This window comes from Massilia cellulosiltytica, assembly GCF_047325105.1.
Taxonomy (GTDB): Bacteria; Pseudomonadota; Gammaproteobacteria; order Burkholderiales; family Burkholderiaceae_D; genus Telluria; species Telluria orientalis.
In genome coordinates this window covers 3,096,764-3,111,259 of the sequence record NZ_CP168562.1, presented here as the reverse complement: position 1 = coordinate 3,111,259, position 14,496 = coordinate 3,096,764, and the positions used below count along the sequence as shown (strand labels likewise).

General features: G+C 69.1%; 14 protein-coding genes. 5 read left to right on the top strand and 9 right to left on the bottom strand.

The genetic code is table 11. From position 1 onward, the window contains the following. Nucleotides 1–2: 2 nt before the first annotated feature. From ACEN9H_RS13595 to ACEN9H_RS13580, 4 genes are all read left to right on the top strand, one after another. The gene (locus tag ACEN9H_RS13595) at nt 3–1,859 is read left to right on the top strand and encodes a hypothetical protein (RefSeq protein ID WP_413675187.1); all 1,857 of its coding nucleotides are present in this window, start codon (nt 3–5) and stop codon (nt 1,857–1,859) included. Then, entirely contained in the window at nt 1,856–3,820 is a 1,965-nt protein-coding gene (locus tag ACEN9H_RS13590; RefSeq protein WP_413675186.1) for a CocE/NonD family hydrolase, read from the top strand. The genes ACEN9H_RS13595 and ACEN9H_RS13590 overlap by 4 nt, the downstream gene beginning before the upstream one ends. Before the next feature lie 146 nt (nt 3,821–3,966). Further along, nucleotides 3,967–5,676 (top strand): diguanylate cyclase, encoded by a 1,710-nt coding sequence (locus ACEN9H_RS13585; RefSeq protein WP_413675185.1) that lies wholly within the window; start codon nt 3,967–3,969, stop codon nt 5,674–5,676. Between the two features lie 34 nt (nt 5,677–5,710). Then, nucleotides 5,711–7,018: an amidohydrolase gene (locus ACEN9H_RS13580; RefSeq protein ID WP_413675578.1), complete on the top strand. Its 1,308-nt coding sequence runs from the start codon at nt 5,711–5,713 to the stop codon at nt 7,016–7,018. Here ACEN9H_RS13580 and ACEN9H_RS13575 read toward each other — a convergent pair. Next, complete coding sequence (locus ACEN9H_RS13575; RefSeq protein WP_413675184.1) at nt 7,015–7,317, bottom strand: DUF5710 domain-containing protein; 303 nt, start codon at nt 7,315–7,317, stop codon at nt 7,015–7,017. The two genes, ACEN9H_RS13580 and ACEN9H_RS13575, sit on opposite strands and share 4 nt — an antisense overlap. Before the next feature lie 96 nt (nt 7,318–7,413). On the opposite strand from ACEN9H_RS13575, the gene ACEN9H_RS13570 reads away from it, so the two are divergent. Then, a complete protein-coding gene (locus ACEN9H_RS13570; protein ID WP_160410468.1) occupies nt 7,414–7,911 on the top strand; it encodes a GNAT family N-acetyltransferase in 498 nt (165 codons plus the stop codon). Nucleotides 7,912–7,914: 3 nt separating this feature from the next. On the opposite strand, the gene ACEN9H_RS13565 is transcribed toward ACEN9H_RS13570, so the two are convergent. The 8 genes from ACEN9H_RS13565 to ACEN9H_RS13530 form a co-directional block, all read right to left on the bottom strand. After that, nucleotides 7,915–8,271, bottom strand: a complete 357-nt coding sequence (locus ACEN9H_RS13565) for a DUF1622 domain-containing protein (protein ID WP_056133366.1) — start codon at nt 8,269–8,271, stop codon at nt 7,915–7,917. A gap of 7 nt (nt 8,272–8,278) precedes the next feature. Further along, nucleotides 8,279–8,644 carry a c-type cytochrome gene (locus tag ACEN9H_RS13560; RefSeq protein ID WP_413675183.1) on the bottom strand — a complete coding sequence of 122 codons (366 nt, stop codon included), beginning with the start codon at nt 8,642–8,644 and terminating at the stop codon, nt 8,279–8,281. Then, nucleotides 8,641–9,543, bottom strand: a complete 903-nt coding sequence (locus ACEN9H_RS13555) for a cytochrome c oxidase assembly protein (RefSeq protein WP_413675182.1) — start codon at nt 9,541–9,543, stop codon at nt 8,641–8,643. The genes ACEN9H_RS13560 and ACEN9H_RS13555 overlap by 4 nt, the downstream gene beginning before the upstream one ends. Continuing rightward, entirely contained in the window at nt 9,531–9,866 is a 336-nt protein-coding gene (locus tag ACEN9H_RS13550; protein WP_413675181.1) for a hypothetical protein, read from the bottom strand. The genes ACEN9H_RS13555 and ACEN9H_RS13550 overlap by 13 nt, the downstream gene beginning before the upstream one ends. Before the next feature lie 9 nt (nt 9,867–9,875). Beyond that, entirely contained in the window at nt 9,876–10,517 is a 642-nt protein-coding gene (locus ACEN9H_RS13545) for a cytochrome c oxidase subunit 3 (protein ID WP_413675180.1), read from the bottom strand. Then, nucleotides 10,514–12,436: a cytochrome c oxidase subunit I gene (gene ctaD, locus ACEN9H_RS13540; RefSeq protein WP_413675179.1), complete on the bottom strand. Its 1,923-nt coding sequence runs from the start codon at nt 12,434–12,436 to the stop codon at nt 10,514–10,516. The genes ACEN9H_RS13545 and ctaD overlap by 4 nt, the downstream gene beginning before the upstream one ends. Then, nucleotides 12,433–13,422 (bottom strand): c-type cytochrome, encoded by a 990-nt coding sequence (locus ACEN9H_RS13535; RefSeq protein WP_413675178.1) that lies wholly within the window; start codon nt 13,420–13,422, stop codon nt 12,433–12,435. The genes ctaD and ACEN9H_RS13535 overlap by 4 nt, the downstream gene beginning before the upstream one ends. 117 nt (nt 13,423–13,539) lie before the next feature. Beyond that, on the bottom strand, nt 13,540–14,457 hold the full coding sequence (locus ACEN9H_RS13530) for a polysaccharide deacetylase family protein (protein ID WP_413675177.1): 918 nt from the start codon (nt 14,455–14,457) through the stop codon (nt 13,540–13,542). Nucleotides 14,458–14,496: the final 39 nt, after the last annotated feature.

Genomic DNA, 14,496 nt, shown 5'->3' with positions numbered 1-14,496 from the left:
CCATGCTCGAATTCTTCCTCGCCGAACTGCGCCGTTTCCGGAACGGCGCCGCCGCGTACGCGCTCGCGAATTTCATCGCCCTGGCCGTGCTGCAGCAGATGCTGGACGTCCCCAACGGGCCGGTCGGCCTGCACATCATCATGCTGGGCTTCTACGTGCTCTCCGGCCACGCCCTCGCGGTCTACCAGTTCGGCAGCTACCGCCAGCCGAGCCGCTGGATCTGGCTGCAGCACCGGCCCGTCCACCGCGCCCGCATCCTGGCGGCCCTCGTGCTGGCGGCGGCCGCGCTGAGCGCCGTGGCCGTCGCGCTGCCCCTGTGCGCGGCGCTGCGCATCCAGGCGCATTACACCCGCAGCGTCGTCGACGCGCGCCACTACGCGGGCGCCGCGTACCTCGCGCTGTCCGCATTGACCGGGTGGCTGGCCGGCGGCTACATCACGCTGCACCGCAGCCGCTGGGCGTTCGTGATCTTCGCGCTGCCCGTCGTGCTGACGATCCGCCTGGCCACCGCCTCGACGGTGCTGGGACTGACGGCGGCCAGCGCCGCCATCCTGCTGGGACTCCTCTACACCGTATTCCGTCCGGGCCGCAGCACGGCGGACGACACCGTCGCCACGGCCGCCTCCGCCCTGCCGTTGCAGGCGTGCCTATACGTCGCCCTGTTGTGGGCGGGCTCGATGCTGTACCAGGCTGGCCTGGTGGCCACCGGCACGCATCCGCAGGTGATGACGCCGACGCCCGCGGGCGGCCCGACGGCGGCGTACCGTTCGGACCCGGTGACACGGATGCGGGCCGCGCTGGCGGACAGCGCGGATCCCCGCGCGGCCGGGTGGCGGGCCGCGCTGGACGCGGGCACGATGGTCCGCGTCCCGAACCCCATTCACCAATACGGCGTGCGCGGCATCCTGACGTCTCAGGGCCAGGTACGGTTCGTCAAGGGCGAAACCCTGTGGACGTTCAGCCACGACCGCATGCAGTACCGCGGCATCAATCCGCGCGACCGCACGGGCCAGGGCACCTTCGGCGCGGGCGGCCCTGGCACGCCCGAACGCTTCGACACGGTGCCGGACGCCCTCGGCGACCGGCAGGGTCTCCAGTGGATGTACGACGCCCACAACCTGTACCGGGTCGAGCAACCGGGCATGCGCATGCGTCACGTCCTGCGCGTGGATGGCCAGGAGCAGGTGGGCGGCGTCGCCGTGCTCGGGCAGCGCATGCTCGTCCTCACCAACCGCCGCGTCGCGATCCTCGCCCCGGCGACCGCGGCACCCGTCTCCGCGACCGACGTGCGCCTGCCGCTCCCGTATGGCGACCTCGCGCTCGCGGAAGCCGCGCAGGTCCCCGACGGCATGCTCGTGAGCTTCGTGTACGGCCGGCGCCAGTTCGACGGTTCGACCGCGTCGGACCAGGTGACCTATCTCGTCGACAATACGGGCCGCGTGCAGGAAGTTGGTCGGCGCACGCTGGCGCACGACCTCCCGCCGCTGTTCGAGCACCGCGGTTGGTGGGTGTCGCCCGCGCTGCACGCGCTCGTGACGCTGCCCGACCTGCTGATCGACAACGGCACCGTCCCGGACTACGGCGTGGGCCGGTTCGCGCCCCTGCTGCAGCCGCGTCCGGCCATCGTGTGGGCCGCCGCGCTCGTCGCCGCGCTCCTCGCCGGCGCGGGTGCGGCGTGGTGGACCCGGCGCGCGGGCCTCGGCCGCACGGCCCGCATCGCGTGGTGCGTGGCGTGCCTGCTGCTCGGCGTACCGGCGCTGCTGTCGCTGATGATCCTGCAGCCGCGGCGGCAGGCCGTGACGGCCGGCCAGGGCGCCATCTATACTGGCGGTTTTATCGACCTGCCAAGGAAGTCATGACCCGTCGCTCCCTGCCCACACGCCTGCCCCTGCTTACCCTGCTGGCGGCCCTCGCGTGTTCCGCCCTGCCCCCGGCCGCCGCCCACGCGGCCGACGACGCGAAGCCCGCCCCGCGCGACCTGCGCGAAACGTACACCAAGTACGAATACCGCATCCCGATGCGGGACGGGACGAAGCTGTTCACCGTGGTCTACGTGCCGAAGGATGCATCGAAGACGTACCCGTTCCTCATCAACCGCACGCCGTACAGCGCGGGCGTGCGGGCCGAGGGCGAGCTGCACTACGGCGAGGACTGGTTCCCGAAGCAGATCGGACCGTCGAAGGAATTCGAGGACGCGGGCTACATCTTCGTCAAGCAGGACGTGCGGGGCCGCTACATGTCCGAGGGCAGGTGGCAGGAGATGACGCCGCACGTGAACCCGCAGCGGGCCGCCGGTGAAGGCCAGGAAAGCCAGGACATGTACGACACGATGGAATGGCTGCTGAAGCACGTCCCGAACAACAACGGCAAGGCCGGCATCTACGGCATCAGCTATCCGGGCTTCTACACGTCCGCGAGCATCATCGATTCGCACCCCGCGATCAAGGCCGCGTCCCCGCAGGCGCCCGTGACGGACCTGTACATGGGCGACGACTCCTACCACGGCGGCGCCTTCATGCTGGCCGCGAACTTCGGCTTCTACGCGTCGTTCACGGAACAGCAGAACCCGACGCCGCTGCCGAAGACGTGGGCCGACTTCGACTACGGCGCCGCCGACTCGTACGACTTCTTCCTGAAGCACCGCACCTTGACGAACATCCTCGGCACGCTGACGGTCAACCAGCGCGCATTGCTCGCGCCGACGATCGAGCACGACACGTACGACACCTTCTGGCAGACGCGCGCCATCGCCCCGCATCTCAAAAACGTGAAGGCGGCCGTGCTGACGGTGGGCGGCTGGTTCGACGCCGAGGATCCGCAAGGCCCGTTCACGACCTACCACGCCATCGGGAAAAACAACCCGGCCATCTTCAACGGCCTCGTGATGGGCCCGTGGGTGCACGGCGGGTGGGCGCGCTACGACGGCAAGCAACTGGGCCGGGTCTCGTTCGACAGCAAGACGGGCGAATACTTCCGCCAGCACATCCAGTTCCCGTTCTTCGAACAGCAGCTCAAGGGCGTCAAGCCGGCCCAGCCCATCGCGGAAGTGACGGCGTTCGAGACCGGCTCCAACGTGTGGCGCCGCTATACCGCCTGGCCGCCCGTGCAGGCGAAGGCGCGCACCCTGTACTTCGGCCCGAACGGCACGCTGGCGTGGCAGCAGCCCGCCGCGGGCGCGGGGTTCGACGAATACGTGTCCGACCCGAACAAGCCCGTGCCGTACATCGGCTACCCGGCCACGTCGGTGCCGCAGGAATACATGGTGTCGGACCAGCGCTTCGCCGCCACGCGCCCGGACGTCCTCGTGTACCAGACCGAGGTGCTCGACGAGGACGTCACGGTCGCGGGGCCCGTCACGCCGAAGCTGTTCGTGTCGACCACCGGCACGGACTCGGACTGGGTCGTGAAGCTCATCGACGTGTACCCGCCCGAGTATCCGGCTGGCGAGCAGCAGCCTCGTGGGAACGCCAACGACGTGGCCCCGCCGCACGGCACGATGGCCGGTTACCAGCAGCTCGTGCGCGCGAATCCGCTGCGCGGCAAGTTCCGCAACGGCTACGAGCATCCGGAACCGTTCGTGCCCGGCAAGGTCGAGGCGATCAGTTACCACCTGGGCGACGTCAACCACACGTTCCGCCGCGGCCACCGCATCATGGTGCAGGTGCAGAGTTCCTGGTTCCCGCTCGTCGACCTGAACCCGCAGACGTTCGTCACGATCCCGAAGGCGAAGCCGGAAGACTTCAAGGCGGCCACGCAGCGCGTCTACCACGCGGCGCAGACGCCGTCGGGCCTGCAGCTGCTCGTCCTGCCGGCACACTGAGTCCGGCACGCTCGCTTTTGTGCAACATGCCTTATCGACACCGTCATTTCCATCAGTTAAAACTTGAACAAGTTCTCGAAATTGATGCAGAATGACGGCGATGTGCGGCCTCGGCAATGCCACCGCACGCCAACCGAGGAGCGGCCGTGCTCGTTACCGACACCCTTCCATCCAGGGGCCCCGGCGCATCGTCGGGTAATGGGCTGCGCTGGCTGGCCGCCGTCATCGTCGCGATCCTCATCGGCCTCGCCACGCTGCCGTTCATTGCCAGCCGCGCGGCCGACGCCACGATGGACGCGCTGCAATCCGCCGCGGACAAGCAGCGCGTCTACGGCCGCCTGCTGGACCTGCTGACCGACGCCGAGACGGGCCAGCGCGGCTACGTCATCACCGGCGATGCCGGCTTCCTCGATCCGTACAACGCCAGCGCCGCCGCGATACCTGCCGCCGTGCGCGACCTGAAGCCGCTGGCGGCCGGCCGCGCCGAGCAGGCGACGCTGGACGAGATCGAACGGCTGGCGCAGCGCAAGCTGGACGAACTGGCCGCGACGATCCGCCTGCGCCGCGAGAGCGGGTTCACCGAGGCCGCGGCCATCGTCGGCAACCGCTCCGGCAAGGCGGACATGGACAGGCTGCGGCTGCTGATCGGCGAGCGGTCCGCCGCGCTCGAACGCGAGCGCCTGGCGCTGCGCGACCGGCTGAACACCACGCTCGACTACAACTCGGCGATCGGCATCTGCGCGGGCGTCGCCAGCATGTTCATCCTCGGCAGCGGCCTGTTCGTCGTCACGCGCAGCCTGCACGCGGGCTCCGAAGCGGCCGACCACGCGCGCCGCCTCGCCGACGCGCAGGCCGACCAGGCGCGCCAGAGCCAGGCCCGCAGCGAGCGCCTCACCGTCACCGCCCGGATGCTGCAGGCGATGGACAGCCTGACGCGTACCGACGAATTGCACACCGTGTTGCCGGCCTTCCTGCCCAAGGTGCTGCCCGGCAGCAGCGGCACCGTCTACCTGTACCGCAATTCGCGCGACTACCTGCAGCGCGCCGCGGCGTGGGGCGGCGGCCACCATGCGGAGCTCGTCAGCCCGAACCAGTGCTGGGGCCTGCGCTTCGGCCACGCCCATGCGGCCCAGACGGGCGACGACATGCACTGTCCCCATCTGGACGACGTCCCGCCCGCGCCCGACCGCACGGACCTGTGCGTGCCGATGATTTCGCAAGGGGAGGTCCTGGGCCTGCTCTCGGTGAGCGTGCCGCAGGGGCCGGACACCGCGGTGGAACTCGCGGCGGCCACGACCCTCAGCGAGCAGCTGGCGATCGGCATCAGCAACATCAACCTGCGCGAAGTCTTGCGGCGCCAGTCCACCGTGGACGAACTCACGGGCCTGTACAACCGCCGCTATTTCGACGAGACGCTGCGGCGCGAACTGTTCCGCGCCGAACGCATGCGCGCGTCGCTGGCCGTCGTGATGATCGACCTGGACCACTTCAAGCGCATGAACGACACGTACGGCCACGAAGCGGGCGACGTGGTGTTGCGCACCGTCGGGCGCTGCCTGCGCGAGGGCGTGCGCCGCAGCGACATCGCGTGCCGCTACGGCGGCGAGGAACTGGTGCTCGTGCTGCCCGAATGCGACGCGGCCGCCGCGCGCACGTGTGCCGAAACGCTGCGCAAGGCCATCTCCGCGCTCGACCTGCACCACGGCGACACCACGCTGCCGCAGGTGACCGCGTCGTTCGGCATCGCACTGTGGCCGGCGCACGGCGAGAACGCGCAAGCGCTCGTGCAATCGGCCGACCGCGCGCTGTACGCCGCCAAGCACGGCGGGCGCAACCGGGTTTGCATGGCGTCGTGAGCCCATGCTAGGCTTGCCCTTTCGTTACCGTATGATGAGGCCCGTCTTGAAACGAACCGCCGTCTCCCTTTTCCTGCTGGCGCTGGCCGGCACCGCATTCTCCGCACCGTTGAAAACCGAGGTCGCCGGCAAGGTCGACGGCATGTATCCGTGGCTGGACGGCGTCTACAAGGATTTGCATGCACACCCGGAGATCGCGTTCCAGGAAGTGCGCACGGCCGGCAGGCTGGCGGCCGAGATGCGCAAGCTGGGCTTCGAGGTGACGGAAAAGGTCGGCCGCACGGGTCTCGTCGCGATCCTGCGCAACGGCGCCGGGCCCACGGTCCTCGTGCGCACGGAGCTGGACGGCCTGCCGATGGAAGAGAAGACAGGCCTGCCCTACGCGAGCCGCGACCGCACGCAGGACGGCGCCACGTTCACGACGCACAGTTGCGGCCACGACGTCCACATGGCCGCATGGCTCGGCGCCGCGCGCACGCTCGTGGAATTGAAACGGCAGTGGAAAGGCACGCTGATGTTCATCGCCCAGCCGGCGGAGGAAACCGTGTCCGGCGCCCGCGCGATGCTGGACGACGGCCTGTTCAAGCGCTTCCCGAAACCGGATGTCGCGTTCGCCCTGCACTCCTGGCCGCTCGCGTACGGCACGGTGGGCTTCGAGGCGGGGCCGGTGTCGTCCAATTCGGACGCGCTGGAGATCGAGTTCAAGGGCCGCGGCGGCCACGGCTCGGCGCCGGACAAGGCGATCGACCCGATCGCCATCGCCGCGCGCTTCATCGTCGACGTGCAGACGGTCGTCAGCCGCGAGAAGGATCCGAAGGCATTCGGCGTCGTGACGATCGGCGCGATCCGGGGCGGCACCGTGGGGAACATCATCCCGGACACGGTGCAGGTGCGCGGCACGATCCGCTCCTACAGCCCGGACGTGCGCTCAAGACTGCTGGACGGCGTGCGCCGCGTGGCGAACGCCTCGGCCGCGATGGCCGACGCGCCGGCACCTGACGTAAAACTGATTCCGGGCGGGGCCGCCATCGTCAACGACGCGGCGCTCGTGGCCCGCACGGAAGCCATTTTCCAGGACGCGTTCGGCGCGAAGAACGCCGTACGGATGCCCGCGATGACGGCCAGCGAGGATTTTTCCGCATACGCGAACGAGGGGATCCCGTCGATGTTCTTCTTCACGGGCGTGTACGCGCCGGAGGCCGTGGCCGAGGCGCAGCGGGCGGGCGGCAAGCCGCTCGCGTTCAACCACTCGCCGTTCTACGCGCCCGTGCCGGAGCCGTCGATCAAGACGGCCGCCCAGGCCATGAGCCTGGCCGTGCTGGGCGTGCTGGCGCGGCCTTAGCGCTTGAGGAGTGCCGCGCGCGCCTGTTCCCACGGCGTGCCCGCGAGCGCTTTCGTGCACTCGGCGCACGGCGCGAACGGATTGCAGGCGTGGTCCAGTTCGATGTAGTTGGCGCCGACCATGCGCTTGGCCGCGGCCGAGTCGACACGGCCGGACGGCGCGCCCTCCTTCACCCATTTCTGGAAGGGTTCAAGAGCGACGCCCGTGGGCACGTACCAGCGCTTGCGGCCGGGATTCCAGCGGGCGCCGAGGGCGCGGGCCTCGTCTTTTTCTGCGTAGGGAACGTTCAGGAAAGTCATCCCGCGGATGCTAACCGATCCCGCGTCGCCACGCAAACATTGGCGCATGCGATTTTCGATTATGATCGTCTTCCTCGTTTCTTTTCGGACCCCGACATGCCCGCCATCCGCACCCTGCACCCCGACGACTGGCCCATCTACCGCGACCTGCGCCTGCGCGCGCTGGCCGATTCGCCCCAGGCGTTCGGCAGCACGTTTGCCGAGGAATCGCAACGCACGGACGACATCTGGGCCGCGCGCCTGGCCGCCCCCGCGCTCGGGTCGCACCTGCAGGGGTGGCCGTTCGCGGTGGAAGTGGACGGGACGCCGGCCGGCCTCGCATGGGTCAAGATGGAAGGCGCGCACGCCAGCATCTACCAGGTGTGGGTAGCGCCCGAGGCGCGCGGACGCGGCGTGGGTGCCGCGCTGCTGGACGCCGCGATCACGTGGGCCCGCGCGCGCAAGGCGGCGGAGGTCCGGCTCGACGTGACGGCGGGCGACGGCGCGGCGGCGCGGCTCTATCGCCGCATGGGATTCGTCGACGTGGGCGCACCCGTGCCGATGCCCGGCAGGACGACGTTCGAACAGGCGATGGTGCTCACGCTGGGCGCGTAAGCGTCAGGCCGGCGGCTTCTCCGCGCTGGCCGCTTCCTCCTTCATCTCGCGATTGAGGAAGTAGTTCAGCGCCGTCCGGATCACGGCGATCGCGGCGAGCTTGCCGATGCGGTCCCACGTCGGCGCGACGGACGTCGACAGGACATCGGCTGCCAGCTGCAGTTCCAATGCGAGCGTGAGGTAGCGCGCGAACGCCAGCCGGATCGGGATGAAGCTGCCGCCCCGGGCCAACGCGTAGCGCACGAGCCCCACGATGACGATCACGACACCGGCCGCGATCACGCACGCACCCAGCGCTTCCACCAGCAGGCGCAGCCACTCCACCCAGGCGCGGACCTGTTGTTCCGTTTGTTCGAACATATAACGCCTATTGGCTGTACAGATAAGCCGCCATGTCGCGCGCTTCGGCCTCGGTCACGCCCAGGTCCGGCATGGCCGTATTCGGCACGATCTCGCGCGGATGGCGGATCCACTTCATCAGGTTGTCCGCACTGTGCGGCAATACGCCCGCAATATAACCGCGCGAACGGATCTCGTCGAGGGGCGGGCCGACCTGGCTGTCCGCGTGGGCGATGCCCTTGATCTTGTGGCAGCTCGCGCAACCGTAGCGTGCCAGCAGTTCGCGGCCGTGGCGCGGATCGCCGCCCGTGATGGGCTCCGTCTTCGGCGGGGTCTTCGAACACGCGGCCAGCAAGCTTACGCACAGCAGGATGGTGAGCGGTCGCCACATCATGGTTGGACCTCCAGTGCGCGCGGCGCCGGCCCCTGGCGCAGCCAGCGGGCGCACAGCACGAGGCCCGCGATCAGGTAGGCCAGGCCGCCCGGGATCCACATGATGAGGCCACCCAGCTGCTGGTCTTCCAGCGGCGTCAGGCCGAACAGCTGCGCGCGGTTGCCGTACAGCGGATACCAGATCGTCTCCGACATGGTGAACAGGGCGCCGAGCGCACCCGTGTGCATCATCGTCGTGAACAGGTAAACGATGGCCCCGCCGCGGCCGTGATGCCCGCCCTCGCGCCCCAGCACGGCCCACCAGAACAGCAGCGCCGTGGCGAGGAAGCTCGTGTGCTGCAGCGCGTGCATGCCGTTGTCGGCCAGCGCCAGCTGGAAGCAGGCCGGCACGTGCCACATCCACAGCGCCGCGAAGTGCAGCAGCCACGCATTCACGGGCGCCGTCAGCGCGCCCCACGCGGCGCGCACGGCGGGCCCGCGCGTGGCGGCCGCGATGCGCAACCGTCCCTCGGGCCCGAACGCCCATAGCCACAGCGCGAGCGGACGGCCCAGCACGAGCAGCGGCCCCGCCACGATCATCAGGACTTCGTGCTGCACCATGTGGGCGGAAAACGCGTAGCTGCCGGCGCCGTCCAGCGGCGACGCGAGCGCCAGCACGAGCATCGTCCAGCCCGCGCCGAACCACGCGGCCTGGCGCGCCAGCCGGCGGCGTGCCCCGTGCGCGCGGGGCCATAGACGTCTCAGGCCCGCCGCGTACAGCAGCAGCGACAGCGCGAGCAAAGTCACGACCCACCATTCCGCGCCCCAGCCGAGCGCGGGGCCGGCCGCAAGTTCGGCCTGGACGTCGTGGGCGCGCGCCGCGAGCGGTGCGAACGCCGGCAAAGCGATCAGGCGGCGCATGGCGACAGCACCCATTGCGGAAACCATTGCGCCAGCACGGCGAGGCAGGACAGCGCGCCGACCAGCGCGGCCACGAACGCGATGAACGGCGCCCGGTCCGGTACGTGGTCGCGCGCGGCTTCCCGTCCCAGGCTGCGCCCTTCTCTCCAGTTGCGCCACGCGGCCCGGCTCATCCACACGCACACGGCCAGCACGATGGCCGTGACGACGTTCGGCGCCACCATCGACTGGCGCGTGCACGCGGGCGTCACGAGCGCATACGTGATGGACAGGTTCGTGAGCGCCAGCGTGGGCGCGAGCAGCAGTGCCGGCCAGTTTCCCATCGTCCCTCCTTAAAAACGTGCGCCCCAGTAGATGACCGCGTAGATCGGCAACCAGCTGAGGACGACGAAATACCAGTAGCCAGCGTTCTCGCTGACGTCCACGAAGCGCTTGCCTTCCAGCGGTCCGGTGAACATCAACACCGTCAGCACCAGCGAATCGTAGGCGTCGGTGATGAGGTGCGTCGTGTGCAGGCCGAGCAGCATCCACACGACGGAGCCGTAGGCATCGGTGTCCCAGCGCGTGTTCAGCGCGCCGAACTCGAACACACGCACGGTGAGGAAGCCGACCGACACCACCATGCACACGGTCATCCACAGCCGCACGCCCGCGAGGTCGAGGCGCTCGGCCGCCCGCTTCGCCTTCTGGTTCGGCCACAGGCTCGCCAGCATGATCGCCGTGTTGACGGTCCCCCACAGCAGGTCGGGCGGGAACCGGCTCAGCGGCCACACGGTGGCATGGCTGCGCAGGTAGAAGTAGGCCATGATCGTCAGCGCGAACACGGTGCTCTCGACGGCGACGAGGCCCATCGTGCCCCACCACATCGGGCTGCGCACGCCGAATCCGAACGTCGGCAGGTTGGACACGTCGAGCGCCGCGCCCCGCTGCACCGCTTCCTTGCCCGACTTGCGGTTCTCGACGGGCGCGCTCATGGTGCGGACTCCGAATGCACGCGCTGCTCGACGACGGCGCGCTTGGGCCAGAACCACAGCGTCGCGCCGATCGCCACCGGCGCGGCGGCCCAGACGACGGCCCACGGCGTATAGATGGAGCCGACGAACAGGATGGTCGTCGCCACCGCCGACAGGAACGGCCAGATCGACGACGACGGCATCCACAGCCGGTGGTCGGGCTCGGCGTCGGTCACCGTGGTGACGAGGACTTCGCGCCAGTCGTTCGACATGCCGGTGACGTGCGTCGGCTCGGGTTGCGGCTGCCACAAGGGATAGCGGCCGTGCACCATCGGGATGACTTCGAAATTGCCCATCGGCGGCGGCGACGCGACGCTCCATTCCAGCGTGCCCGCGCCCCACGGGTCGGGGCCCGCCATCGCGCCATGCCGCAGCGTGCGCACGACGTTCACGATGAACAGCAGCACGCTCACGCCGATCATCGCCGCACCGATGCTGGACACGAGGTTCATGTCGCCCCACCCCATCTCGGCCGGATACGTGTACACGCGGCGCGGCATGCCCCACAGGCCGAGCAGGTGCATCGGAAAGAACGCGACGTTGAAGCCGATGAAGAACAGCCAGAAGTTCCAGCGGCCGAGGCGCTCGCCCAGCAGCCGCCCCGTGAACTTGGGGAACCAGTAATAGAACGCGCCGAACAGCGGGAACACGGCGCCGCCCATCAGCACATAGTGCAGGTGCGCGACGACGAAGAAGCTGTCGTGCAGTTGCGTGTCGAGCGACACGGACGCCAGCATCAGCCCCGTCAGCCCGCCCATCACGAGGATGAAGAAGAACGCCAGCACGAACAGCAGCGGCGTCCTGAAGTTGATCCGGCCGCTGCCCAGCGTGGCGATCCAGCAGAAGATCTGCACGGCCGTGGGCACGGCGATGACGAGACTGGCCGCCGTGAAGAACGTCTTGCCCAGTTCCGGCAGGTTGGTCGCGAACATGTGGTGCACCCACAGGCCGAACGCGAGGAACGCGGTCGTCACCAGGGCCAGCACCATGGCCGGGTAGCCGACGACCGGGCGGCGCGAGAACGTCGCCACGATCGCGGAGATGAACCCCAGCGGCGGAATGAAGATCAGGTACACCTCCGGGTGGCCGAAGAACCAGAACAGGTGCTGCCACAGGAGCGCATCGCCGCCCTTTTCCGGATTGTAGAACTGGGTGTCGACGAGGCGGTCCGTGATGAGCGCGGTACTCGCCAGCATTACGGCCGGCAGCGCGAACAGCACCATGAACGAGGTCACCAGCATGGCCCACACGTACAGCGGCATGCGGTTCAGGCTCATGCCGGGTGCGCGCAGCTTGAGGATGGTCGCGATGATGACGATCGCCTCCATCAGGCCCGACAGCTCCGTGTACGTGATCATCTGGGCCCAGAAGTCCACGCCCTTGCCGGGCGAGTAGCGCAGGCTGGACAGCGGCACGTACGAGAACCAGCCGGCATCCGGCCCGGCGCCGGCGAAGAAGGCGGCGTACAGCATGATGCCGCCCATGGTGAAGATCCAGTAGGCGTAGGCGTTCAGCCGCGGGAACGCGACGCTGCGCGCGCCGATCATCAGCGGGACCAGGTAGACCGCGACGGCCTGCATCACGGGCACGGCGAACAGGAACATCATCGTCGACCCGTGCATCGTGAATATCTGGTTGTACATCTCCGGCTTCAGGAGGCCGGCGTCCGGCTGCGCCAGTTGCAGGCGGACCAGCAGCGCGAGCACGCCGCCCAGCAGGAAGAAGATCATGGTCGTGACCATGAAGCGCTTGCTGATCGTCTTGTGGTTGATGGCCGCGAACCAGCCGTAGAGCCCGGGCGGGTCGCGCCACGTGCGTTCCAGCGCCGTGGCGGCGGCCGGGTCGGCATGCGGAACGAGGCGTGGGTCGGATACGGTCATCGGAGGGTCTCCAGGTAAGCCAGCAGGGCTTGCAGGTCGTCGGGGGGCAAGGCATTGGCAGGCATGTTCACGCCCGGCTTGAGCGCCTGGGGATCGCTGATCCAGCCCGCGAGGTGGCCGCGGTTGTTGGGGAACATCCCGGCGCCGATCGTCCGGCGCGACGCGAGGTGCGTCAGGTCCGGTGCGATGCTCCCTTGCGCCGGCGTGCCCGCGATCGCGTGGCAGCGAGCACAATTCGCATTCAGGAATACGGCGCGGCCGCGGCGGGCCGCGGCGTCGCCCGGTTCGCGCGCGTTCTGGCGCTGGTTCGCGGCCCAGGCATCGTAGCTGGCGGGCGGCACCGCGTGCACGAGCAGCGCCATCAGCGCATGTTCGAGGCCGCAGAATTCGGCGCACTGCCCGCGATACGTGCCCGCGTGGTCGGCACGCAGGTGCAGGGTGGCGGTGCGGCCCGGGATCATGTCCTTCTTGCCCGCGAGGTTCGGAATCCACAGCGTATGGATCACGTCATCGGCACGCAAGGTGACGATGACGGGACGGCCCACGGGAATCGTCAGCTCGTTCGCCGTCGTGAATTCGCGGGCGCCGTCCGCGTCGCGGTAGCGCGCTTCCCACCACCACTGGTGGCCCACGAGTTCGATGTCGACGGCGTCCCGCAGCGGTAGCCGGGCCAGCGCGCGGCTCGTGAAGACGTCGCCCGCCAGCAGCACCAGCAGGCCCACGATGCACGCACCGGTCGCCCAGCCGATCCGGTGCCAGATGCGCCGCTCGGGGCCTTCCAGCGACGACGTGTCGGGCCGCGTGGCCGCGTCCGCGCGTGGCGCGCACCAGACGGCGATGATGGTCGCGACCACGATGGCCACGAACACGAACGTGCAGAGGGCCAGCGTGCCGTTCCACAGCGCGCCGATGTGGGCCGCCTGGACGCCGGCGGCACGCAGCGCATCCTGCATGCCGCTCGCTTGCGCAACCGGCTCGAATGTCATGTGCCTCCCCGAAAAAAAGGTCGAATCTGGATGCTAAAATGTCTACATTGCAGATATACCTTTTTTTCGGCCGTTCCCGCGCACGAATGGCGGCCGCGATACCGCCTTGCTACCCCTTCAGCGGCACAGCGCGTCGAGGTTGCCGACCGGCTCGACGGCCGGCAGCCCCGCCAGGTCGATACCCGCATCCTGCGCGCGCCGCTCGATCATCGCGCCGTTGCCGGCGCCCGGACTCGGGATGCGGTAAGCCGCGTCGGACTGCGCCTGGTCCAGCGTCACGTAATGCGCGCCCGCCGCGTCCAGGCGCTTCATCACTTCCGGCAGGGTGGCCGCGCTCCAGGCGCCCATGTGCGTCAGCAGCACCTGCGGAATCATGCGGCCGTACACGCGCTGCGACATGGCCTTCGTGCGCGCCAGTTGCTGGTCGATGCGGCGGTAATAGCTCGCCTTCATGCCGTCGATCGCGGCCTGGTCGCCTTTCGCCACGCAGCGCGCGTACGTCTCCGTGTACGCCCAGTCGTCGAAACCGAGGGTCACGTCCGCGACGCGGTAGCCGCCCGCCTTCAGCCACGCCAGCGCATCGTCGTGGCGCGCGCCCTTGCCGCCCGCATCGAGGAACGGGTAGCGCAGCACGTGCCAGTCCTTGCCGGCCATGTATTTTCCCAGCACGGGTTCGTTCTTGCGCACGTCGTCTTCCCAGGCGTCCAGCGAGGCCGCCTGCGACAGGCCCATGTGCGTGTAGCCGTGGTTGCCGAGCGGGTAGCCGGCCTTGCGCCACACGTCCAGCGCGGCGTCGCTGTCCGCCTCCTTGCCGAGGGCCACGGCATTGACGAAGCCCCACGCCTCGGGCACGCCGTGCGCCCTGAACGTCGCGATGTGCGAGCGCGCGATCTCGGCGCGCGTGATGTCGGCCGGCTTGGAACCGTGCGAAGGCAGGTCGTCGACCGTGATGGCGACGTCGAAGCGGCTGCCCGATTCGGCGAGCGCGCTGCCGCAGGCGAGTGCCAGTGCGCACAGGAGGATGGATTGTTTCAAGGTTGTCTCCATAATTGGTTCGATCAATGCATTATTGCC